General features: G+C 74.3%; 17 protein-coding genes and 1 tRNA gene. 6 read left to right on the plus strand and 12 right to left on the minus strand.

Annotation, left to right across the window (positions count from 1 at the left end; all coding sequences use genetic code 11):
• Positions 1 to 14: 14 nt before the first annotated feature.
• Positions 15 to 1,451, minus strand: coding sequence for an alpha,alpha-trehalose-phosphate synthase (UDP-forming) (locus Q5530_RS35745; protein ID WP_415367299.1), 1,437 nt, complete (start codon positions 1,449 to 1,451; stop codon positions 15 to 17).
• 154 nt (positions 1,452 to 1,605) lie between these two features.
• The gene (locus Q5530_RS35750; RefSeq protein ID WP_415367300.1) at positions 1,606 to 2,940 is read right to left on the minus strand and encodes a threonine/serine ThrE exporter family protein; all 1,335 of its coding nucleotides are present in this window, start codon (positions 2,938 to 2,940) and stop codon (positions 1,606 to 1,608) included.
• A 284-nt stretch (positions 2,941 to 3,224) separates the two neighbouring features.
• Between Q5530_RS35750 and Q5530_RS35755 the strand changes: the two genes are divergently transcribed.
• Positions 3,225 to 3,300: transfer RNA gene (locus tag Q5530_RS35755), tRNA-Thr, on the plus strand.
• A 121-nt stretch (positions 3,301 to 3,421) separates the two neighbouring features.
• A complete protein-coding gene (mgrA, locus tag Q5530_RS35760; RefSeq protein ID WP_415367301.1) occupies positions 3,422 to 4,450 on the plus strand; it encodes an L-glyceraldehyde 3-phosphate reductase in 1,029 nt (342 codons plus the stop codon).
• Positions 4,451 to 4,560: 110 nt separating this feature from the next.
• Here mgrA and Q5530_RS35765 read toward each other — a convergent pair whose 3' ends face one another.
• Positions 4,561 to 5,982: an ATP-binding protein gene (locus Q5530_RS35765; protein ID WP_415367303.1), complete on the minus strand. Its 1,422-nt coding sequence runs from the start codon at positions 5,980 to 5,982 to the stop codon at positions 4,561 to 4,563.
• Positions 5,979 to 6,677: a response regulator transcription factor gene (locus Q5530_RS35770; RefSeq protein WP_380641418.1), complete on the minus strand. Its 699-nt coding sequence runs from the start codon at positions 6,675 to 6,677 to the stop codon at positions 5,979 to 5,981. The genes Q5530_RS35765 and Q5530_RS35770 overlap by 4 nt, the downstream gene beginning before the upstream one ends.
• Before the next feature lie 211 nt (positions 6,678 to 6,888).
• Here Q5530_RS35770 and Q5530_RS35775 point away from each other — a divergent pair, with 211 nt between their 5' ends.
• A complete protein-coding gene (locus tag Q5530_RS35775) occupies positions 6,889 to 7,551 on the plus strand; it encodes a Crp/Fnr family transcriptional regulator (protein ID WP_415367305.1) in 663 nt (220 codons plus the stop codon).
• Between the two features lie 200 nt (positions 7,552 to 7,751).
• Complete coding sequence (locus tag Q5530_RS35780) at positions 7,752 to 8,606, plus strand: hypothetical protein (RefSeq protein WP_415367306.1); 855 nt, start codon at positions 7,752 to 7,754, stop codon at positions 8,604 to 8,606.
• Between the two features lie 213 nt (positions 8,607 to 8,819).
• On the opposite strand, the gene Q5530_RS35785 is transcribed toward Q5530_RS35780, so the two are convergent.
• Positions 8,820 to 9,860 carry an ADP-ribosylglycohydrolase family protein gene (locus Q5530_RS35785; RefSeq protein ID WP_415367308.1) on the minus strand — a complete coding sequence of 347 codons (1,041 nt, stop codon included), beginning with the start codon at positions 9,858 to 9,860 and terminating at the stop codon, positions 8,820 to 8,822.
• A gap of 312 nt (positions 9,861 to 10,172) precedes the next feature.
• On the opposite strand from Q5530_RS35785, the gene Q5530_RS35790 reads away from it, so the two are divergent.
• The gene (locus Q5530_RS35790) at positions 10,173 to 12,971 is read left to right on the plus strand and encodes a BTAD domain-containing putative transcriptional regulator (protein WP_415367310.1); all 2,799 of its coding nucleotides are present in this window, start codon (positions 10,173 to 10,175) and stop codon (positions 12,969 to 12,971) included.
• Between the two features lie 202 nt (positions 12,972 to 13,173).
• Here the strand turns inward: Q5530_RS35790 and Q5530_RS35795 are convergent, their stop codons facing one another.
• From Q5530_RS35795 to Q5530_RS35825, 7 genes are all read right to left on the minus strand, one after another.
• The gene (locus tag Q5530_RS35795) at positions 13,174 to 13,941 is read right to left on the minus strand and encodes an SGNH/GDSL hydrolase family protein (RefSeq protein WP_415367312.1); all 768 of its coding nucleotides are present in this window, start codon (positions 13,939 to 13,941) and stop codon (positions 13,174 to 13,176) included.
• 251 nt (positions 13,942 to 14,192) lie between these two features.
• Positions 14,193 to 15,182, minus strand: coding sequence for an N-acetylglucosamine kinase (locus Q5530_RS35800; RefSeq protein ID WP_415367313.1), 990 nt, complete (start codon positions 15,180 to 15,182; stop codon positions 14,193 to 14,195).
• Positions 15,179 to 16,450, minus strand: coding sequence for a 6-phospho-beta-glucosidase (locus Q5530_RS35805; RefSeq protein ID WP_415367315.1), 1,272 nt, complete (start codon positions 16,448 to 16,450; stop codon positions 15,179 to 15,181). The genes Q5530_RS35800 and Q5530_RS35805 overlap by 4 nt, the downstream gene beginning before the upstream one ends.
• Complete coding sequence (locus Q5530_RS35810; RefSeq protein WP_415367316.1) at positions 16,447 to 17,328, minus strand: carbohydrate ABC transporter permease; 882 nt, start codon at positions 17,326 to 17,328, stop codon at positions 16,447 to 16,449. The genes Q5530_RS35805 and Q5530_RS35810 overlap by 4 nt, the downstream gene beginning before the upstream one ends.
• Complete coding sequence (locus tag Q5530_RS35815) at positions 17,325 to 18,305, minus strand: carbohydrate ABC transporter permease (RefSeq protein ID WP_415367317.1); 981 nt, start codon at positions 18,303 to 18,305, stop codon at positions 17,325 to 17,327. The genes Q5530_RS35810 and Q5530_RS35815 overlap by 4 nt, the downstream gene beginning before the upstream one ends.
• The gene (locus Q5530_RS35820) at positions 18,302 to 19,627 is read right to left on the minus strand and encodes an extracellular solute-binding protein (RefSeq protein WP_415367319.1); all 1,326 of its coding nucleotides are present in this window, start codon (positions 19,625 to 19,627) and stop codon (positions 18,302 to 18,304) included. Before Q5530_RS35820 ends, Q5530_RS35815 begins: the two co-directional genes overlap by 4 nt.
• A gap of 51 nt (positions 19,628 to 19,678) precedes the next feature.
• Positions 19,679 to 20,887, minus strand: a complete 1,209-nt coding sequence (locus tag Q5530_RS35825) for an ROK family transcriptional regulator (RefSeq protein WP_415367320.1) — start codon at positions 20,885 to 20,887, stop codon at positions 19,679 to 19,681.
• 130 nt (positions 20,888 to 21,017) lie between these two features.
• On the opposite strand from Q5530_RS35825, the gene Q5530_RS35830 reads away from it, so the two are divergent.
• On the plus strand, positions 21,018 to 21,617 hold the full coding sequence (locus Q5530_RS35830; protein ID WP_415367321.1) for a maltokinase N-terminal cap-like domain-containing protein: 600 nt from the start codon (positions 21,018 to 21,020) through the stop codon (positions 21,615 to 21,617).
• The last annotated feature ends 17 nt before the right edge of the window (positions 21,618 to 21,634 follow it).

Genomic DNA, 21,634 nt, shown 5'->3' on the forward strand with positions numbered 1-21,634 from the left:
TGGTCTGAACTGATTCAGATCGCGGTCTGCGTGCCCAGTGCGTCAAGGAACGATCGCGCCCAGCGGTCTACGTCGTGCGTGAGGACTTGGCGTCGCAGCGCGCGCATCCTACGGCGGCCCTCGGCCGGATCGAGTGTGAGGGCGGCTTCCAACGCGTTCTTCACGCCGTCCAGGTCGTGGGGGTTGACGAGGAACGCGCTCGTGAGCTCGGCGGCCGCGCCGGCGAACTCGGACAGCACCAGGGCGCCGCCGAGGTCGTACCGGGTGGCGACGTACTCCTTGCAGACGAGGTTCATGCCGTCGCGCACCGGGGTCACGACCATCACGTCCGCGGCCGACATGAACGCGGTCAGCTCGCGGCGGTCGACCGATTGGTGCAGGTAGTGGACGATCGGGTGGCCCACGGTGGAGAACTCGCCGTTGATCCGGCCGACGATCTGCTCGATCTCGCTGCGCATCTGCTTGTAGTGCTCGACGCGCTCGCGGCTGGGCGTGGCCAGCTGCACCATGGTGACCTCGGTGGGGTCGACGCGGCCGTCGGCGAGCAGTTCGTAGAGCGCGCGCAGCCGCACGTCGATGCCTTTGGTGTAATCGAGGCGGTCGACGCCCAGGAAAATCTTCTTCGGGTTCCCGAGGTCTGCCCGAATTTTGCGGGCCTGTTTCTGGACCTCCTTGTCGCGGGCCAGCGCGTCCAGGCCGGCGGAGTCGATGGAGATCGGGAAAGCGCCCACGCGCACCGTGCGGTCGCCGACCTGGACCACGCCGGGCCGGGTGCGCACGCCGACCGCGCCGCGGCTGGGCTCCAGGCCCACCAGCCGCCGGGCCAGCCACAGGAAGTTCTGCGCGCCGCCGGGCCGGTGGAAGCCGACCAGGTCCGCGCCGAGCAGGCCGCGGATGATCTCGGTGCGCCACGGCAGCTGCATGAACAGCTCGACCGGCGGGAACGGGATGTGCAGGAAGAAGCCGATGCGCAGGTCCGGGCGCAGCTCGCGGAGCATCGCGGGCACCAGCTGGAGCTGGTAGTCCTGGACCCACACGGTCGCGCCCTGCGCGGCGACCTTCGCGGTCACGTCGGCGAACCGCTGGTTCACCCGCACGTAGGCGTTCCACCAGCGGCGGTGGAACGCGGGCGGCGCCACCACGTCGTGGTAGAGCGGCCACAGGGTGCCGTTGGAGAAGCCCTCGTAGTAGTCGGCCACCTCGGTGGCGCTCAGCGACACCGGGTGCAGCTGGAGGCCGTCCTCCTCGAACGCCTCCACGTCCGCGTCGGCGATGCCGGGCCAGCCGACCCACGCGCCGCTGTGCGCGCGCAGGAACGGCTCCAGGGCGCTGACCAGTCCACCGGGGCTGTGCTTCCAGCGCTGGGTGCCGTCCTCCAGGCGCTCCAGGTCAACCGGGAGGCGGTTGGCCACGACCAGGAAGTCCGCGCCGTTCTCGCCAATGCTGCTCACCGGGTAGCGCCTCCTCAGAGATCCGTCTCGCCCACGTCGAAGGTTAGTGGGAACGTGCAGGCTGGATGCCCTGCCGTCGGTCCTGTCACACTGTGTTGACTTGACGAAAGTACGTCAGGTGGGCCAGGTCACGTGGAAACCGAGTGATCAGGCTCTACCTGCGCACACGGGCCACCAGTCGGCCCACGCCGGAGCGCACCGGCCGCCCCAGATGTTCACCCAGAACGACGCCGCCGGCGAGCGCCAGCGCGGTGCCGGCGGCGAGCACGAGGATCGACAGGCCGGCCGGGTCGCCCTCCGCGGTGAGCCGGTAGAGGCCCAGGTAGGTGGTGTAGCCGGGCAGCAGCGGCACCACCCCGGCGACCGCGACGACGGTCGGGGGCACGCGCAGCCGGCGGGACACCACCTTGCCGCCGAAGCCCACCGCGGTGGCCGCGACGGCGGCGGCGGTGACGGCGTTCGTGCCGGTGAGGGTGAGCAGGCCGGAGCAGGCCGTGCCGACCGCGCCCGCCGCGGCGGCCGGCAGCAGCGCGCGGGGCTGGGCGTAGCTGGCCAGGGCGAAGCACGCGGAGGTGGCCGCGCCCGCGGCGAACTGCACCGGCAGGTCCGAGATCAGCGGCGGCAGCGGGTCGGCGATCGTGGTCCGCACGCCCCACTGCACCCCCGCCCTCAGGGTCAGCGCGACGCCCGCGATGAGGCCCGCGGTGAGCAGCGCCACCTCGACCGTGCGGGCGGCCGCGGTGATGTTGTAGCCGGTGATCGCGTCCTGCACGGTGCCCACCAGCGACAGCCCGGACAGCAGCACCACGATGCCGGTGGCCACCAGCAGCGACGGGCGCACGCCCGGCAGCAGGTCCGTGGCGTACATGGCCAGGGCCGCCGCGGTGGCCAGGGCGCCGCCGACGACCTGCTGGAAGAAGAACGGCAGCGCCCGGCGGTTGAGCACCCGGCCGACCCGGTCGATGAGCGCGGTGACCAGCGCGGCGGCCAGCGCCAGCGCCGGCCCGCCGCCGACCAGGAACGCGACCGAGGCGGCCATGCCCGCCCAGGCCAGCGTGGCGACCCAGCGCGGGTAGGGGTGGTCGGCCCGGGTGATGCGGTCGATCTCGGCGTGGGCCAGGTCGGCGGTGACCAGGTCGGCGGAGATCCGCCGGATCAGCTCCTCCACGGCGGCCAGCCGCGTGTAGTCCAGGCCGCGGGTGCGGACCACGCGCATGGACGTGACCGGCGCGGCCTCGGTGCCGCGCGGGCAGGACACGGTGATCGAGGTGTAGGTGACGTCGGCCTCGGTGCGGGGCAGGCCGTAGGCGTCGGTGACGGCGAGGATGGTGGCGGTGACGTCCGCCGCGCCCGCCCCGCCGGCCAGTTGCGCCTCGCCGACGCGCAGGGCCAGGTCCAGCACGAGGTGGACGGTCGAGTCGTCCGGGAGGGCCGGTCCCTCGACCGGCCGTTCCCGCTTCCGCCGCCGGTGTCGACGCCACAGCCGCACTCGTGCCTCCTGGTCGGGGGTTGGTCCGGTCGCCACGCCCGACCGCTGCGAATTTGCGGCTGTGTCCTGCGCCACCCCCGGACGAGGGACCTGGACAGGATTATCCGATCACTGTCCGTTCAATACTGTTGATACCGCTGGCCAGCACTTTTGCGGTCCCGTGGCACCACCCGGACGGTACCTCCACCCTCCGGACGGACCAACGCGGGGACACGCTGAGCAGACCGTTCGCCGCAGGTGGCACCCCCTGGGGGCGCTTACGATGTTCCCGGCCTCCGGGTCGTGCCGGTGTAGCTCAATTGGCAGAGCGCTCGCCTTGTAAGCGAAAGGTTGCGGGTTCAAGTCCCGCCACCGGCTCCACGCGGGTCTCCCGGACCGCGTTGGACGTGCCGTCCGGTAACCCCGCGTTCGAGCCGGGGCGGGGGTTCCGCCGGTGACCGCAGGTCCGGCGAGGGGCGGGCACGCGTGCCAAGGTGGGTCCATGGCCTACCGACCCGACGGATCGCGGTACGACCGGATGACCTACCGCCGCTGCGGGCGCAGCGGCCTCAAACTGCCCGCGGTGTCGCTCGGCCTGTGGCACAACTTCGGCGACGACCGGCCCCACGAGTCGGGCCGCTCGATCATCCGCCGCGCGTTCGACCTCGGCATCACGCACTTCGACCTGGCCAACAACTACGGCCCGCCCTACGGCAGCGCCGAGGCCAACTTCGGCCGCGTCCTGGCCGAGGACCTGCGCCCGTACCGCGACGAGCTGGTCATCTCCACCAAGGCGGGCTACGACATGTGGCCCGGCCCGTACGGCGAGTGGGGCTCCCGCAAGTACCTGCTGGCCTCGCTGGACCAGTCGCTCGGGCGGCTGGGCCTGGACTACGTCGACATCTTCTACTCGCACCGGTTCGACCCGGACACGCCGCTGGAGGAGACGGTCGGCGCCCTGGTCAGCGCGGTTCGGCAGGGCAAGGCCCTCTACGTCGGCATCTCGTCCTACTCGGCGACCAAGACCCGCGAGGCGGCGGAGCTGCTGCGCTCCGCGGGCGTGCCGCTGCTGATCCACCAGCCCTCCTACTCGATGCTCAACCGGTGGATCGAGCGGGAGCTGCTGGACGCGCTGGGCGAGCTGGGCACGGGCTGCATCGCGTTCTCGCCGCTCGCGCAGGGGATGCTCACCGACAAGTACCTGGGCGGCATCCCCGAGGGCTCCCGCGCCACGCAGGGCAAGTCGCTGTCGACGGACCTGCTGACCGAGGCGAACCTGGCGCACGTGCGGGCGCTGGCCGAGGTCGCGGCGGGACGGGGGCAGACGCTGGCGCAGCTCGCGCTGACCTGGGCGCTGCGCGACCCGCGGGTCACCTCGGTGCTGGTCGGCGCGAGCAGCGTGGCGCAGCTGGAGGACAACGTCGCCACGCTCGACGGGCCGCCGCTGACCGACGACGAGCTGGCGCGGATCGAGGAGCACGCCGTCGAGTCCGGGGTGGACCTGTGGGCGCGGTCGTCGAACGCCGGGTAGCTCGGCGGCCCTGACGTGGGTGGCGGGGCGGCGGTCGGCTCGTGGTCGGCTCGCGGTGCCGTGGAGCCGGGTGGTGCTGAGCGGGTGCCGTGGAGTCAGGTGGTGCGGGGTCAGGCGGTGCGGCGCGGCAGCCGGACCTCGAACACCGTCGAGCCCGGCCCGCTGTCCACCACGACCGTCCCACCGTGCGCCACCACCAGCGACTGCGCCACCGCCAGCCCCAGCCCGCTGCCGCCCCGGCCCCGGGTGCGCGAGTCGTCCACCCGGTAGAACCGGTCGAAGATCCGGCCCTGGTCGGCGGCCGGGATGCCGGGGCCGGAGTCGCTCACCCGCAGCACCACCCGGCCCGGCTCCACCGCCAGCGCCAGCGCCACCGCCGTCCCGGCCGGGGTGTGCACGGCGGCGTTGGTCAGCAGGTTGTCCACCACCTGCCGCAGCCGCACCGGGTCGAACGCCAGCCGCACCGGGTCCGGGGGCGTGGTCACGTCCAGCGGGTGCGTCGGGCGGGCCGCCCGGAACGCGTCCGCCGCCTCGCGCGCCAGCGCCGCCAGGTCGCCGTCGGCGAGCCGGAGCGGCGTCTCCACCTCGGCCGCGTCGAGCCGGGCCAGCAGCAGCAGGTCGTCCAGCAGCACGGTCATCCGCGCCGCCTCCGACCGCAGCTTCTCCAGGTGCGCCTCGCGCTCCTCGGGCGCGTTCGCCGCCGCGTACCGGAACAGGTCGGCGTACCCGCGGATCGAGGTCAGCGGCGTGCGCAGCTCGTGCGAGGCGTCCGCGATGAACCGCCGCAGCCGCTGCTCGGCGGCGGTGCGGGCGGCCAGGGAGGCGTCGATGTGCTCCAGCATCGTGTTGAACGCCGTGCGCAGCTCCTCCACCTCGACGCCGCCGCCGTCGCCCGCCGCGCGCACCGGCAGCCGCGCCGAGTCGGTCAGGTCGTGCGAGGTGATGTCGTGCGCGGTCTGCGCCATGTCGCTCAGCGGCTGGAGCCCGCGCCGCAGCACCGCCCGCCCGATCACCACGAACGCCACCAGCGCCAGCAGGAACGCCGCCACCTCGACCAGCACCAGCTGCCGCACGGTGGTGGTGATGTCGTTCATCGGGGCCGCGCTGACCATCACCACGCCGTCGGCCACCTCGCAGCCGCGCAGCCGGTAGGTGCCCAGCCCCTCCAGGTACTCGGTCCGGAACGCCGGCTCCTCGCCGCCGATCACCCGCAGCGCCACGTCGGTGAACTCGGCGGGGTCGTCGGGCAGGCCCTCGGTGTCCAGCGGCCGCGGTTGGCCGTCGCGCACCTCGTAGAGCGCCGAGTACCAGCCGTAGCCGGAGCTCTTGAGGGTGTTGTTGCGGTCGTACTCCTTCTTCAGCGACACCTGGGTGGTGGCCATCTGGTCGTCCATCCGGCGCGCCAGGTACTCCTCCATGGACGTCGCCATCACGGTGCCGACCACGGCGAACACGGCCAGCGCCAGCGCGCCCAGCCCGAGGGCCAGGCGCGTGCCCAGGCGCAGCCGGCCCCACCGGGGCGGGAACGTCACTCGGCGGCCCGCCGCAGCACGTAGCCCACGCCGCGCACGGTGTGGATCAGCGGCTCACCGCCGTCGTCCAGCTTGCGCCGCAGGTGCGACACGACCAGCTCCACCACGTTGGACCGGCCGCCGAAGTCGTACTCCCACACGTGGTCGAGAATCTGCGCCTTGGTCAGCACGGTCGGCGACCGGCGCATCAGGTACCGCAGCAGCTCGTACTCGGTCGGAGTGAGCGTGACCAGCCGCCCGCCCCGGCGCACCTCGCGGGTGTCCTCGTCCATCGCCAGGTCGGACACCTTCAGCACCGACCGCTTCCAGGTCGGCCCGGTCGACCGCCGCAGCACGGCCCGCAGCCGCGCCATCAACTCCTCCACCGAGAACGGCTTGACCAGGTAGTCGTCGCCGCCCCGGGTCAGGCCCGCGACCCGGTCGGCGGTGCCGTCGCGGGCGGTCAGGAACACCACCGGCACCATCGCGCCGGACGAGCGCAGCCGGTCGAGCACGGTGAAGCCGTCCAGGTCGGGCAGCATCAGGTCGAGCACCACGATGTCGGGGTGGAACTCGGCGGCGGCCCGCAGCGCCGCCTCCCCGCTGCCCGCGGTGGCGGCCTGCCAGCCCTCGTACCGCGCGACCGTCGCGACCAGGTCGGCGATGTGCGGTTCGTCGTCCACCACGAGCAGTCGAACCGGGTTGCCCTTGTCCACGTGCCCATGGTGCGCCGCCCCCGCGCGGGCGTGCGGACGAACCCGTCGGATCAACAGCTTTTCGACAGGCGCGGGACAGGGAGGGCACAGCTCCCCGTGCGGGTCCGGTGGGGTGACCGCAGGGACAGGGGCGTGCGCGCCGTGACGACCACCGCGCCGCGGCGCCCGCCGCACCCCCGGCCCGCCGCTCGCGGTGCGGTAGACAGTGCGGGTGAGCGGGGCGACTACCCGGCCACCGCGGGGCTTCCGGGCGCTGGTCGACGAGGGCACGTGGCGGGCGCTGCTGGAGCGCGGGGTGCCGCGCGAGTACCGGCCGGGCGAGCTGCTGCTCAGGCAGGGCGACCCCGGCACGGTGGTGCTGGCGCTGGTCTCGGGCCGGGTGAAGGTGCTCCGGACGGAGCCCGACGGCGGTCGGCTGCTGGTCGCCCTGCGCGGTCCGGGCGACCTGCTGGGCGAGATCGCGGTCCAGTCCTCGGTGCCGCGGACCGCGACCGTGCGCGCGATCGACCGGTGCGCGGCGAGGGCGGTGGGCGCGGCGGCGTTCGACGCGTTCCTGGAGGAGCGCCGGGTGCGCAGGCAGCTGACCGACTACGGCTTCGCCAAGCTGTCGCAGGCCGTGCCGTACCAGGTGCGGCTGGTGCACTTCACGCCCGAGCGCAAGATCGCCCGGCTGCTGCTGGAGGTCTCGACCCTGGCCGACGACGGCAGCCCGCACGTGCCGTTCTCGCAGCAGGACATCGCCGACGGCCTGGGGCTCGCCCGCAGCACGGTGGCGCTCAACCTCCAGCGGTTGAGGGAGGACGGCACGCTCCGGCCGGGTCCGCGCCTGGTGATCGCGGACCCGGGGAAGCTGCGGGCGCACGCCGGTTTGTGACGTCGGTCACAGGGATTCTGTCCGGCGGCGGACAACCCCGCCCGCGCGGACGCGGGACCCTGCTCCTCGGGACCCGTGGTCCCGCGGACCTGCGGACCCGTGGACCCGCGGACCTGCGGACCCGCGGACCCGCGGACCCGCGGTCCCGTGACCCGTGGTCCCGCGACCCGGGCTCGGCTCGGCTCGGACGAGGAGGAAGCGTGGAGCGCAAGTGGGTGCCGCTGCCGCCGTACCGCTCGCTGCTGGTGGTGGACGTCAAGGACTTCAGCGGCCTGCCCGGTCGCGACCACGCGGCGGTGACCGACGCGATCCCGGAGATCCTGTACGGGGCGTTCGAGCGCCTCGGGGCCGTGGACGTGTGGGCGAGGCGGCTCTTCGCGCAGAGCACCGGCGACGGGCTCTCGACCGCGTTCGACCCGGCCGCGCTCCCGCTCCTGGTCGACGCGCTCCCGGGGTCGCTCCAAGAGGAGCTGGAGTTCCGCGCCCGGGTCGACGGGCTGCCCGCGCTGCGGATGCGGCTGAGCGTCTCGGTCGGCCCGGTGACCGACCCGAACCCGGGCGGCGTGAGCACCGGCAGCGGCGAGGCCCGCGTGGAGAACCACCGGCTGCTCGACTCCGACGCCGTGCGGGACCTGCTCACCCGGTCGGGCCCGGCCACCAGGGTCGCGGCGGTGATCTCGCGGCGGGCCTTCGAGGACGCGGTGAGGTCCGGGTACGCGGGGGTCGACGAGGAGGAGTACGTCGCCGTCCCGGTGCGGGTGAAGTCCTACGAGGACACCGTCTACCTGAGGGTGCCGCGCCCGACGGGCGACCTGCTGCGCAGCGGCTTCAAGCCGCCGGCGTCGGCGGACGCGCCCGCCGCCGCGCCCGCGGAGCGCGACACCTGGAGCAACCACGTGAGCGGCGTGGTCCACGGCAACGTCGTGCAGAGCCGCGACCACTACCACGGCGACCGCACCACCTACACCGCCCGGGGCGACAACACCGTCAACACCGGCTCCGGCAACCAGTTCACCGGCAACGACGTGCGCTACCGCGACCGGCGCCGGTCGTGACGACGCCGGGCGCGGGACCGCCCGCCCCGCCGGGCAAGACCCGCCGGTAAGCGCTCACCTGCGCTCTGCTACCGTGCGGTCACGGGTTTTCCCGCTCCACGGCAGGTCAGCCGGGATTCGCGCTCGGGGCGTGCCCCGCCGCAGACCACGTGGAGAGCCGGCCTCGGTCGCACGGATTCGGGACCGTGCGCGCCGAGGCCGGCACCACGAACCTCACGCGTAGCGGTGGAGGTCGAACTCCTGCCCCGTCACCGACCGCCCCAGGTCGCCGCCCAGCCGCGTGAGCAGGTCCACCAGCTCCAGCCCGGCCAGCCAGTCGCGCGGCAGCGCCGCGGTGCCGTGCAGGGCTCCCAGGATGTTGCCGGTCAGCGCGGCCGTGGCGTCGCTGCCGCCCGAGTGGTTCGCCGCCGCCCGCAGGGCGTCCGCGAACTGCGACCGCTTCGGGTGCACCAGCACCACGTGCACGGCGATCGCCAGCGCCTCCGGCCCGGTCCACCCGCTGCCCAGCCGGTCCACCCGCACCGACTCGAAGCCCTGCGCCCGGTGCTCCTCGGCGAACACCACGGCCCGGTTGAGCGTGTTCGCCGTGTACGGGTCGCTGCGCAGCACCCGCCCGATGACCTGGTCCACGGCCTCCCGGATCGGCCGTCCGCGCACCGCGAGCAGGTGGATCAGCAGCGCGAACGCCCCGCCGGACACCCAGCCGCCGGTGCCGCCGTGGGTCAGCGCGGCGAACCGGCAGCCCAGGTCGTAGGCGATCTCGGCGCTCGGCGCGAACCCGGCGGGCGCGGTGCGCGTCACGCCGTTGCAGCCGGACGACTCGTTGTGCGGCTGCTCCGGCGAGGGCGGGCTGTCGGCGGCCAGCGCGCGCAGGCACGTCAGGCCGGGCGACCGGCTGGAGTACAGCCGCTCGTCGGCGACCAGACCGGTCGCACCGGGCTCCGGCGCGGCCACCTGCTGGGTGACCAGCCACCGCCGGTAGCTGCGCCAGACCACGTCGACCGGGTCCCACTCGCCGGTGGTCTGCCCGCGCACCCACGCCCGCAGGTAGCCGTCCGCGGTGAACAGCGTCAGCTGCGTGTCGTCGGTCACCAGGGCCGGTCGGGGCGGCTCCAGCACGCCCCTCGGCCCGTGGTCGCGCTGGATGTCCGCCCACCCGAGGTACTGGACCGGCGCGCCCAGGGCATCGCCCAGCGCGCCGCCCAGCAGGCAGGCCGCACCACGGTCGACCACGTTCACCGGCTCGCGCGGCACTCGCCCTCCTGTCGGTCGCCCTCTCCCGACGGGGACGGCCGGGGCCAAAACCCTAGCCTTCGCGGTCGGGCGGGGTCAGGGCGGCGCGCTAGTTGAGCAAGCAACATCTACCGGCAGGTATCCACCAGGCGCCCCGCCGCACCTGATCAGTAACCGGGTCGTCACGCGAACGGCGTGCGGCACCACCGCGGGCGCTCGTCCGGAGGGGCGCGGGCGAGCCGGGACCGCGTGAGCCAGGACCGCGTGAGCCAGGACCGGGCAAGGCCAGGGACCGTGCGAGCCAGGACGGAAGCACGAGGCGGGGGGAGGGGCATGACCGACCGGAGCAGGAGCGGGTTGGAGTTCGGTGTCCTCGGACCGTTGCAGGTGGTCGCGGACGGCCGGCAGCTCGTGCTCGGTCGCCGGGGGATGCGCGGCCTGCTCGCCATGCTGGTGCTGGAGGCCAACCGGGTGGTGCCGATCGACGAGATCGTGGACTGCCTGTGGGGCGACGACCCGCCCGCCACCGCCCGGACCATCGTGCACGGCTACGTGTCGCGGCTGCGGCGGGTGCTGGAGCAGGCCGACCCGGCCGGCTCGGCGCGGATACTGACCACCCCGCCCGGCTACCAGCTCGCGGTCGACCCGTGGCGGCTGGACTTCCACCGGGCCCGGCAGCTGGTGTCCTCCGCGCGGGGCAAGCCCGCGGCGACCCGGGCGCAGCTGCTGCGCGAGTCGCTGGGGCTGTGGCGCGGGCCGGTGCTGGCGGACGTGCCGGGCAACCCGGTGACCACGGACCTGGAGGAGCTGCGGCTGGCCGCGCTGGAGGAGCGCATCGAGGCGGAGCTGGAGCTGGGCCGCCACCTGGAGCTGGTGGGCGAGCTGCGGCAGCTGGTCACCGAGCACCCGTTCCGGGAACGCCTGGTCGGGCAGATGATGCGGGCGCTGTACCGGTCGGGGCAGCGGGCCGACGCGCTGGAGGCGTACCAGCGGTTCCACCGGCGGGTGGTCGACGAGCTGGGCATCGATCCCGGCCCGGGGCTGCGGGTGCTGCACGAGCAGGTGCTGCGCGACGACCCGGCGCTGAGCTCGGCGGGCCAGGCGGAGGCGGCCACGGTGCCGCCGCGGCCGGGCGTGGTGGTGCCCGCCCAGCTGCCCGCCGCGGCCGGCGGGTTCACCGGTCGCGACGAGGAGCTGGGCTGGCTGGACCGGCTGTGCGACGCGCGGGACCCGGCCGCCACCACGATCGTCGTGGTCAACGGCGCGCCCGGCATCGGCAAGAGCGAGCTGGTCGTCACCTGGGGGCGCCGGCGCGCCGAGCAGTTCCCCGACGGGCTGCTGTTCGCCCCGCTGCACGGCTTCGCGCCCGACCGCGACCCGGTGGAGCCGGCCGAGGTGCTGGCCCGCTTCCTGGTGGCGCTGGGCGTGCCCGCCGACAGCCTGCCCCACGACCTGGACGACCGCGTCGGCCTGTACCGGTCGGTGCTGGCCCGGCGGCGGGTGCTGGTCGTGCTGGACGACGCCTACGACGCCGGGCACGTGCGGCTGCTGCTGCCGCCCGGCGCGGGCTCGGTGGTGCTGGTGACCAGCCGCAAGCGCCTGGAGTCGCTGGTGGTCAGCAACGGCGCCCGGATGCTGACGCTGGACACGCTGACCGACGAGGAGGCGGTCCGGCTGGTGGACGAGGTGGCCGGCAAACCGCTGTCGGAGCAGGAGCCCGACGCCGTGCGGGCGCTGGCCGAGCTGTGCGGGAACCTGCCGCTGGCGCTGCGCATCGCCGCCGCGAAGCTGGTGATCAGTCCGGAGTGGACGGTCGAGGCCCTGGTGGCGCAGCTGTCCGACGACGACGCCCGGCTGCGCACCCTCGACCTGGCGGACACCGGCGTCGGCGTGGCGCGGGCGCTGGCCGTGTCCTACCGCAACCTGCCGCCCGAACTGGCGGAGACGTTCCGCGCCGCCGGCGTGGTCCCCGGCCGCTGGGTGAGCCCGCACGCGGTGGCCGCGGTGTGCGACACCGACCTGGGCACGGCCGCGGGCCGGCTGGCCGACCTCGCCGACGCGCACCTGGTGGTCGAGCAGTGGCGCGGCGGGTTCGTGCTGCACGACCTCGTCCGGCTCTACGCGCGGGAGGTCGTGGACGAGGCCGCCTCCGACCGCGCCCTGCGCCACCTGGTCGAGCACTACCTGGTCGCGTGCGACCACGCGCGGCGCCTCGTCCGGCCGGTGGCCGACGGCCTGGACTTCACCGGCGACTCCGCCGCGCCCCGGCCCGCGACCGCGCAGCAGGCGCTGTCCTGGTTCGACAAGGAGTGGCCGAACATCATCGCCCTGGTGCACGCCACCGCCGAGGCGGGCCTGCACCGGCAGACCTGGCAGCTGGTGCGGCTCGTGCACACCTACTGCGTGACCAGGCTGGTCCGGCGCGAGTGGCAGGCCGTCGCGGAGTTCGGCCTGGCCTCCGCGCGGGAGATCGGGGACCGGCGCGGCGAGGTGCTGGTGCTGCACGCCATGCAGGACATCGACAACCGCACCGACTCCCTGCGCGGCACCCTGGAGCGCGCCGAGCTGGCCCACCGGATCGCGGTCGAGCTGGGCGAGCCCCGGTACGTGGCGATGACGCTGGACAAGCTGGCGCTGACCCTGGTCGAGGAGGGGCGGCCGGTGGAGGCGCTGGACCGGCACCGCGAGGCGGTCGAGCTGGCCCGCTACGACGTCGACCCGACCGGCGAGGCCACCGTGCTCAACAACCTGGCCCAGACCGAGCAGCTGCTCGGGCAGCGCGAGACGGCCGCGCAGCACCAGTTCCGGGCGATGGAGATCTACCACCGCATCGGTGACGAGCGGGCCTACGCGGTGGCCGTGAACAACCTGGCCGAGCTGTACGCCGAACTGGGCCTGCTGCCCGAGGCCGAGGAGCACGCCCGCCAGGGCGTGGAACTGGCGCGCGGCGGGTCGATGCAGTTCGAGGAGGCGTTCGGTCGCCAGGTGCTCGGCCAGGTGCTGGCGGCGCGGGGCGAGCAGGTGGCGGCGCAGGCCGAACTCGCGGAGTCGCTGCGGTTGTTCGAACGCCTGGGCTCACCTCGGGCGATGTTGGTCCGAACGGCCCTTGAAGCGTTGACCTCAGGGGTTTAGCCGACGTTTAGCTGGACCGCACGAAGTCGTGGGAACTTTGGGGTGCGCTGATCACACCGCTCGCGGTGGTCGGCGCCGGGTGGCTCTTGGAGGGGGACCAGGGGGGAAGCCACCCAACCCGCCCGGCCGGCGTTCGGGGGAGAGCGCCGGCCGGACGGGCCGCTCCCGGGCCGTTCCCGACGCGGTGCGGCCCGCCCCCGCCTCAGTCCGAGCAGACCGGCAGCAGCTCCGGCCGCTTGGGCACCAGGCCGTCGCCCATCGACTCGCCCCGCAGTTGCCGCCCGATCCACGGCACCACGTGCTCCCGCGCCCACCTCAGGTCGTGCCGGCGCTGGGTCATCCAGTCCTCGTCCACCGGCGGCGGCCAGGGCGCGCTCCACTCCTCGCCCGGCTCGCACCCCAGCACCTCGGCCGCGCGCAGCGCCACCCGCCGGTGCCCCTCGGACGACAGGTGCAGCCGGTCCTCAGACCAGGCGCGCCGGTCGTGCAGCACGGTCATCGACCACAGGTCGACCACCCGGCAGCGGTAGCGCTCGGCCACCGACCACAGGTGGTTGTTGTAGATGGCGATCTTGCCGCGCAGCGACCGCAGCAGCGGCGTGTGCTTCGGGTCGAACCCGGTGAAGACCAGCACCTCGCAGCCCGCCGCGCGCAGGTCGGCCACGGCGATCTCGTAGATCTCGGCCACCGCGTCCGGGTCGCTGCCGGGCACCAGGATGTCGTTGCCGCCGCCGCAGAACGTGACCAGCCGGGGCCGCAGCGACACGGCCAGCGGGACCTGCTCGTCGACGATCTCCTGGAGCACCTTCCCCCGGATCGCCAGGTTGGCGTACCGGAAGCCCTCCTGCCTGGCCGAGAGCACCGCGGCGAGCCGGTCCGCCCAGCCGACGAAGCCGCCGGCCGGCGCGGGGTCGTCCAAACCCTCGGTGAAGCTGTCCCCCAGTGCGATGAAGCTGTCCAGGACCGGCATGGTCACCTCCTGACGCGGGCACCCCCCGTGACCGCGTCCGACAGCATGCAACGCGGTGCCGGACCTACGCCACCGTCGGTTGCGGCGCTGTGGCGAAGCCGTCACCCACCGGTGTGAACCGCTGTCGGCATTGGGCGAATTCGCCTCGTTCGGGACCCGTCGTCGTGACGCGGATCGCGTCGTGACGGGCCACCCGGCAAGGGCCGGTGCGGGGGAGGGGCCGCCGCCCGGGGACCTCCCCCGCACCGACGTCATCGGCCGCCCACCGCCGCGGGCTCCCGGTAGGCGGCGCGCAACCGCGTCTCGGCCGCGGGTCCCGCGCCCAGCGCGTCCAGCCCGAGCAGCGCGGCCCCGACCACCGGCGGCACGTCCACCACGCGCACCCGGTCGGCGGGCACGGGCAGCCGCGCCCGCACCGCGTCGACCACCGCGTTCCCGGCGCCGGTCAGCACCCCGCCGCCGAGCACCACGTCCACCGGCTCGGCCAGCAGCCCCAGCCGCGCCAGCGACACCCGCGCCAGCAGCGCGACCTCCTCCACCAGCCGGTCCACCACCGCCCGCGCCACCGCGTCGCCGGCCGCGGCCACCTCGAACAGCAGCGGGCACAGCTCGTTCGGGTCGAACCCGACCTCGCCGAAGTGCAGCAGCTCCACCGCCTCGGCCAGGGTGGTCGTGCCGAAGTGCGCCACCACCGCGTCCAGCAGCGCGGTCGGCTCGCCGCGGCCGTCGTCGGCGCGCGCGGCCAGCCACAGCGCCTCGGACCCGAGGTGCGCGCCACCGCCCCAGTCGCCGGAGATCCGGCCCAGCGCCGGGAACCGGTGCACCCGGCCGTCCGGGGCGACCGCCACGCAGTTGATGCCCGCCCCGCACACCACCGCCACGCCGATGCCGTCCGCGGTGCCGGCCCGCAGCAGCGCGAACGTGTCGTTGCCGACCACGGTCGTCGCCGACCACCCGCGCGCCCCGATGGCCGCGCGCAGGTCGTCCTCCTCCCGGGGCAGGTCGGCGCCCGCGAGGTAGGCGGCGGTGTGGGCGGCGATCGGCTCGCCCGCCGGCAGCCCGGCGCGCCGGGCCACCTCGCGCGCCAGGCCCTCGAACACCTCCAGGCTGCGGTCCAGGCCGATGTTCTGCGGCGACGCCCCCGGCCCGCGGACCTGGGCGAGCACCCGCCCGTCCAGGTCGACCAGCGCCATCGCCGTCTTGCTGTTCCCGCCGTCCACGGCGAGCACCCGCTCCGTCACGCGCGTCCCCTCGTCCACGGCAGGAAGTCGGCGTTGCGCGCGACCAGTTCGTCGGCGAGCCGGTCGGCCACCTCGTGCTGCCCCACCAGCGGGTGCGCCAGCAGCGCGTTCGCCACCCGGTCCCGGCCGCCGCGCAGCGCCGCGTCCAGCGCCAGGTGCTCGTAGGCGGTGACGTGCGCGATCAGCCCGGAGAAGGCGGGCGGCACGGGCGGCACGGGCAGCGGTTTCGCGCCACTTCCGTCGACCACGGCGGGCACCTCGACCACCGCGTCGTCGGGCAGGAACGGCAGCGTGCCGCCGTTGCGGGCGTTGACCACGTGCTGCGACGCGCCCTGCCCGCCGGTCAGCGCGTGCACCAGCTCCACGGCGGCCTCCGAGTAGTACGCCCCGCCGCGCTGGTCCAGCTGCTCGGGCTTGGTGACCACCGCGTCGTCGCGGTAGAGCTCCAGCAGCTCCCGCTCGACGCCCGCCACCACCTCGGCCCGCGGCGGCTCGGTCCGCTGCCGCCGCACCACCTCGTCGTGCTCGTAGAAGTACTTCAGGTAGTACGACGGCACCGCGCCCAGCCGCCGCATCAGCGCCGCGGGCAGCCCGATGTGCCCGGCCAGCGCCTCGGCGTGCCGCTCCAGCAGCTCCGGCAACCGGTCCCGGCCGTGCACGAACACCCCCGTCTCCCAGGTCAGGTGGTTGAGCCCCACGTGCTCCAGCCGCACCGCCCCCGGCTCGACCCCCAGCAGCGCCGCGGTCCACCGCTGGAACGAGATCGCCACGTTGCACAGGCCCACGGCCCGGTGCCCGGCCTGGAGCAGGGCCCGCGTCACGATCCCGACCGGGTTGGTGAAGTCGACGATCCAGGCGTCCTCGCCGGCCGCCGCCCGCACCCGCTCGGCGATGTCGAGCACCACCGGCACGGTCCGCAGCGCCTTGGCCAGCCCGCCCGCGCCGGTCGTCTCCTGGCCCACGCAGCCGCACCCCAGCGGGAACGTCTCGTCCGAGGCGCGCGCCGCCTGGCCGCCGACGCGCAGCTGGAGCAGCACGGCCGACGCCCCGTCCGCGCCCGCCTCCAGGTCGTCGGTGGTGGTGACGCGGGCGTCGTGGCCGGCGTGCCGCAGCAGCCGCTGGGCGAACGCCCCGACCACGGCCAGGCGCTCGGGGTCCGGGTCGACCAGCGCGATCTCGTCGACCGCGAGGCTGGTCCGCCTGCCCGCGATGCCGTCGACCAGCTCGGGCGTGTAGGTGGACCCGCCCCCGACAACGGTCAGCTTCATCCTTTGACTCCGGTGAAGGTGATGCCCCGGACGAACGAGCGCTGCGCGAACGCGAACAGCACGATCGCCGGGAGCATGATCAGCAGGGTGACGGCCATCGACAGGTTCCACTCCACCTGGTGCATCCCCTTGAACGAGGACAGCGCCAGCGACAGCGTCCACCGCTCCGGCACCTCGCTGGTGTAGAGCAGGGGGCCGAAGTAGTCGTTCCAGGTGTAGAGGAAGCAGAACAGCGCGGTCGCCGCGATGCCCGGACGCGCCATCGGCACCACGACCCGCAGCAGGGTCTGGAGCTCGGAGCACCCGTCCACGCGGGCCGCGTCCACGTAGGACTGCGGGATGGTCAGCATGAACTGCCGCAGCAGGAAGACGGAGAACGCGTCGAACAGGAAGTACGGCGCCACCAGCGGCCACAGCGACCCGGTCAGGCCCAGGCTCGACCAGGCGTCGTACAGCGGCACGGCGGTGACCTGCGGCGGCAGCATCATCGCGGCCACCACCAGGAGGAACACGGTGTTGCGGCCGCGCCACCGCAGCTTGGCCAGGGCGTAGGCGGCGGGGATCGACGACAGCAGCATCCCCGCGGTGGCCAGCAGCGAGTACAGCAGGCTGTTGCCCAGGTACGTCAGCAGCGGCGCGGTCTCGAAGACCTCCGCGAAGTTGCCCCAGTGCCACTCGCGCGGCCACAGGTCCTCGCCGAACGCCTGCTCGTCCGACATGACCGCGGTGAGGAACACGAAGACCACGGGCAGGGCGAACATCAGGCCCAGCGCCAGGCCGAGGCTGTGCACCGCGACCCACTCCAGGGCGGCGCGCCGGTTCACCGGCCGCCGGGTGGCGGGCCGGGGCGGCGCGGGAGGGCGCAGCACCGCGGTCACGCCCCCTCCTCCTGGTGCGAGGCCCGGCGCATCCGCTGCACCAGCAGCGCGGTGACCGCGAACGACACGACGAACAGCACGGTCGCCATCGCCGCGGCGTAGCCCATGTCGAAGTAGCGGAAGCCCTGGGTGAACAGCCACACGGGGTAGGTCAGCGTGGAGTTGCCGGGGAAGCCGAGGTCGCCGGTGCTGCCGGTGACGTTGGCCGAGCCGCTGGCCGCCGAGCCCGCCACGACGGCCTGGGTGAACAGCTGCAACGCCAGGATCACCGAGTTCACCACGCCGAACAGCAGCACCGGCGAGATGGCCGGCAGCGTCACGTGCCACCAGCGCCGGACCGGGCCGGCGCCGTCCAGCGCGGCGGCCTCGTGCTGGTCGCGCGGCACGTCCAGGACCGCGGCCAGGATGATGATCATCAGGTCGCCGGACACCCACAGCACCACCGCGGCGATGCCGGGCTTGGCCCACGCCGGGTCCGCGAACCACAGCGGCCCCTCCACGCCGAACCAGCCCAGCACCGAGTCCACCGGGCCCTCGTTCGGGCGGAACAGCAGGAAGAACACCAGGGTCGCGGCGACCGGCGGGGTCAGGGAGGGCAGGTAGCACAGGGTGCGCACCAGGCCGACGCCGCGGCGCAGCCGGGCCACCACCGACGCCACGCCCAGCGCGAACAGCACGCGGCCGGCGGTGAGCACGACCACGAACCACAGCGTGTTGCGCACCGAGGTCCAGAACAGCTCGTCGGAGAACATGTAGGCGTAGTTCGCCAGGCCCGTCCACTCGGGCGGGTTGATCAGGTCGTACCGGGTGAAGGAGAACACCACCGTGGCGACCAGCGGGTAGGCGAAGAACAGGGCGAACCCGAGGGCGGCTGGGGCGAGGAAGCCGAGGACCGCGAGGCGGTGCCGGGTGCGCCGGGGCCGACCCCGGGCGGGGGCGGCCCGCGACGCCCCCGCGCGCTCCAGGGTGGCCGTCACCGGCCGCTCTTGGCGATCTGCTCGTCGACGCGCCGGTCGACCTCGGCCAGGCCCGCCTCCAGGTCGGGCACCGCGCCCGACTGCCAGGACGCGGCGAAGTCGCCCACGGCCTTGATGTGCGCGTTGCCGATCGGCGTGACCGGGTTGCCCTGGAGCCTGCCGGAGCGGGCCAGGTCGACGAACGTGCGGAAGTTCTCGTCCACCTCCAGGCGCGGGTCGTCGAGGGCGGCCCTGGTGGTGGGGATGTTCTTGATGCCGTTGGCCAGGTCGACGATCGCGTCGGTGTCGAAGGACAGGTGCTTGATGAGCTCCCAGGCCGCGCCGGGGTTCTTCGCGCCCTTCGGGATGCCCATGATCGAGCCGGTGGTGAAGCCGGTGCCGTACAGCTCGGGGCGGCTCGTCGGGAACGGCGCGGTGCCGTAGGACAGGTCGGGCGCCTGGTCGTCGAGGAACGCCGTGCGGTACTCGCCGTCCATCATCATGGCGATCTTGCGCTGGTGGAAGGCGTGGTCGGGCGAGTACTGCTGGCCGAGCCCGGCGCGGAACCGCTCCAGGTCCTCGTAGCCGTAGAAGTCGACGAGCTCCTTCTGGAAGCGCAGCATCTCGGCCCACTCGGGCGTGGCGAGCGAGGACCCGCCGTCCGGGCCGGCCCACCGCGCGCCGAAGTGCGGCGCCCAGTTCTGCGGGTTGTTGGCGTAGAACGGCATGGTCGGCAGGAAGCCCGCCACCTCGATGGAGCCGTCGGCGGCCCGCTTCGTGGTGCGCTTGGCGTAGTCGAGCAGCTCGGCGGTGGTGCGCGGCGGCGCGGTGAGGCCGGCCTCGGCCAGCATCCCCCTGTTGTAGTAGAGCCCGTAGACGTCGCTGAGCAGCGGCATCGCGCAGCGGTTGCCCTTGTACTCGGTGTAGGAGCGGACCGCGTCGGGGATCTGCCCGAGGTCGACCCGGTCGCGGTCGACGTAGGGCTGGAGCGGCTGGAAGGTGCCCGACGAGCAGAACTGGCCGATGTTGTCGGTGGCCCACGACATGGCCACGTCCGGCGGGTTGCCGCCGCGGATGCCCGCGGTGATCTTGTCGTCGTCCTGGCTGCCCTCGTGCTCGATCTCGGCGTTCGGGAACTTCGCCCTGAAGCTCTCCAGGGCCTTGGTGACCTCGGTCAGCTCCCGGCCGGAGTAGTTGCTCCAGACGGTCAGGGTGAACTTCTCGTCCGCGCCGGGGGCGACGGTCGGGCCCCCGCCGGTGTCGCGGCCGGAACCCGCCGCGCACGCGGTCAGGGACACCGCCGCGGCCACGAACAGCAGCGTCGCGCGGTGGAGCTTGCGCATGTGCTCTCCTTCGTCTCAGGGGGACGTCGGCGCGAGCCTGGGCGTGCCGGGCTACTGCTCCCCGGGTGCCCCCGGTGGCTCGCGGAAGGGCTCGGTCGTGGCGGCGGGCAGACCGAACACCTGTTCCCGGGCGACCGACAGGGCGGCGTGCAGGGCGCCGGAGCGCACCGGCGCGCCGGTCACCCGGGCGAGTCGGACGGTGGTGCGGGGCACCACCAGCAGGCGCAGCTCGGCGGCGACGAGGTCGGCCAGGGCGGTGCCGCCCGCCTGCGCGACCTCGCCGGAGAGCAGCACCAGTTCGGGGTCGACCACGGCGACCACGTTCGCCACGCCGGTGGCGACGCGGCGGGCGAGGTCCACCAGGAACTCGCGGCCCGCGGCGCCCTCGCCGAGGGCCTTGGCCACGGCGGCGCGGCCGGTGCGGGCGGACACGCCGTGCGCGCGGGCGAGCCGGGCGATGGCGGAGCTGTCGAGCAGGTCGCCGTAGCGGCTGCCGGTGCGGTCGGTGCCGGTGTCGGCGTGCGCGTGGTCGGGCACCCGCATGGCGTCGATCTCGCCCGCGCCGCCGGTCGCGCCGCGCAGCAGGGAGCCGTTGACCACGACCGCCGCGCCGACCGCGTCGGCGGGCCAGAGCAGCACGAAGTTCCGGACGTGGCGGGCGTTGCCGGCGACCATCTCCTCCAGCGCCACCAGGTTCACGTCGTTCTCGACCGTGACGCCGGTGCCCAGCACGTCCTGGAGGTCGCCGGGCAGGTCCTTGTCCTCCCAGCCGGGCATGTGCGGGGCGTAGTTCAGCCTGCCGGTGGTGGGGTCGACCGCGCCGGGGCTGCCCACGACCACGTGGTGCAGGGCGGCGGTGGTGAGGTCGGCCTGGGCGGCGGCCTTGGCGACCGCGGCGCGGAACGCCTCCAGCACACCGGTGCGGGGCATGGGCGCGCGGTGCTCGGTGAGCACGGCGCCGGAGATGTCGGCGACCGCGATGTCCACCGAGTCGGGGGTGAGGTCGACGGCGGCCACGTGGGCGAGCGCGCCGTTGACCGACCACAGCTGGGCGCGCGGGCCTCGGCCGCCGCCGCGCAGGCCGCTGCGCAGGACGGTGCCCTCCTGCTCCAGGCGGGTCAGCAGCTGGGCGGTGGCCGGCTTGGACAGGCCGATGACGGCCTCCAGCTCGGACCTGGTGAGGGGGCCGTTGCGGAGCAGCGCCTCGATCGCGGCGCGGTCGTTGATCTCCCGCAGCAGCCTCGGGCTCCCGGCTCGCATCGCCACTCCTGTCTGTTAACTTTCCAGACTATTTACGGGGACCGTAGTGACGGCTCCCACCGGCGTCAATACCGGTGGTGTTCGCGGGAGCGGCTCCGGGCGCGGCGGGTGCCGGATAGCGTGCGGGTCCATGGCGAAGATCCACGCGGGCGCGACGCTGACGCCGGGTTTCCGCGAGTTCCTGGCGCCGTGGGTGGCGCGGCAGCCCTGGTACCGGGGCGCGGGCGTGCCGGTCCTGGCGCCGGTCGGGTTCTTCCGGTTCGAGGACCCGGCGGGCGAGGTCGGGCTGGAGACGCACCTCGTGACCGACGGGACCGACCTCTACCACGTGCCGATGACCTACCGGGGCGCCCCGTTGGCGAGGGCGGGGCACGCGTTGATCGCCACGCCCGAGCACAGCGCGCTGGGCACCCGGTGGATCTACGACGGCGAGGCCGACCCGGTGTGGCGCGAGCGCGTGCTGGACCTGGTGCGCACCGGCGGCGCCTCGGACCCGGCCGGGCGCGGGGGCGTGGGGCCCGCCGGGGCGCGGGGCGAGCGGCTCGGGCCGGTCGACGAGGGGGCGCTCGTGGAGCCGGTGCGGGTGCCGGTCGTCGGGACGCCCGAGCCCGGTCCGGATGTCGTCGGGCTGGTGGTGGGGACGTGGCAGCCCGGTGGCCCGGACGCCGGGGCGGTCGGCGGGTGCCTCGCCGTGGTCCGCCGGACCGGGTCCGTAGTGCCGGGCCCGTAGCGCCGCCCTCGTAGCCC

This window comes from Saccharothrix sp. BKS2, assembly GCF_047689505.1.
GTDB classification, from domain to species: Bacteria; Actinomycetota; Actinomycetes; order Mycobacteriales; family Pseudonocardiaceae; genus Actinosynnema; species Actinosynnema lopnurensis.

Coding starts and splice junctions, on each gene's coding strand:
- Q5530_RS35825 (WP_415367320.1), bottom strand. CDS start 20,887: ATGCGAGCCGGGAGCCCGAGGCTGCTGCGGGAGATCAACGACCGCGCC.
- Q5530_RS35805 (WP_415367315.1), bottom strand. CDS start 16,450: ATGAAGCTGACCGTTGTCGGGGGCGGGTCCACCTACACGCCCGAGCTG.
- Q5530_RS35830 (WP_415367321.1), top strand. CDS start 21,018: ATGGCGAAGATCCACGCGGGCGCGACGCTGACGCCGGGTTTCCGCGAG.
- mgrA (WP_415367301.1), top strand. CDS start 3,422: ATGGCCTACCGACCCGACGGATCGCGGTACGACCGGATGACCTACCGC.
- Q5530_RS35790 (WP_415367310.1), top strand. CDS start 10,173: ATGACCGACCGGAGCAGGAGCGGGTTGGAGTTCGGTGTCCTCGGACCG.
- Q5530_RS35820 (WP_415367319.1), bottom strand. CDS start 19,627: ATGCGCAAGCTCCACCGCGCGACGCTGCTGTTCGTGGCCGCGGCGGTG.
- Q5530_RS35795 (WP_415367312.1), bottom strand. CDS start 13,941: ATGCCGGTCCTGGACAGCTTCATCGCACTGGGGGACAGCTTCACCGAG.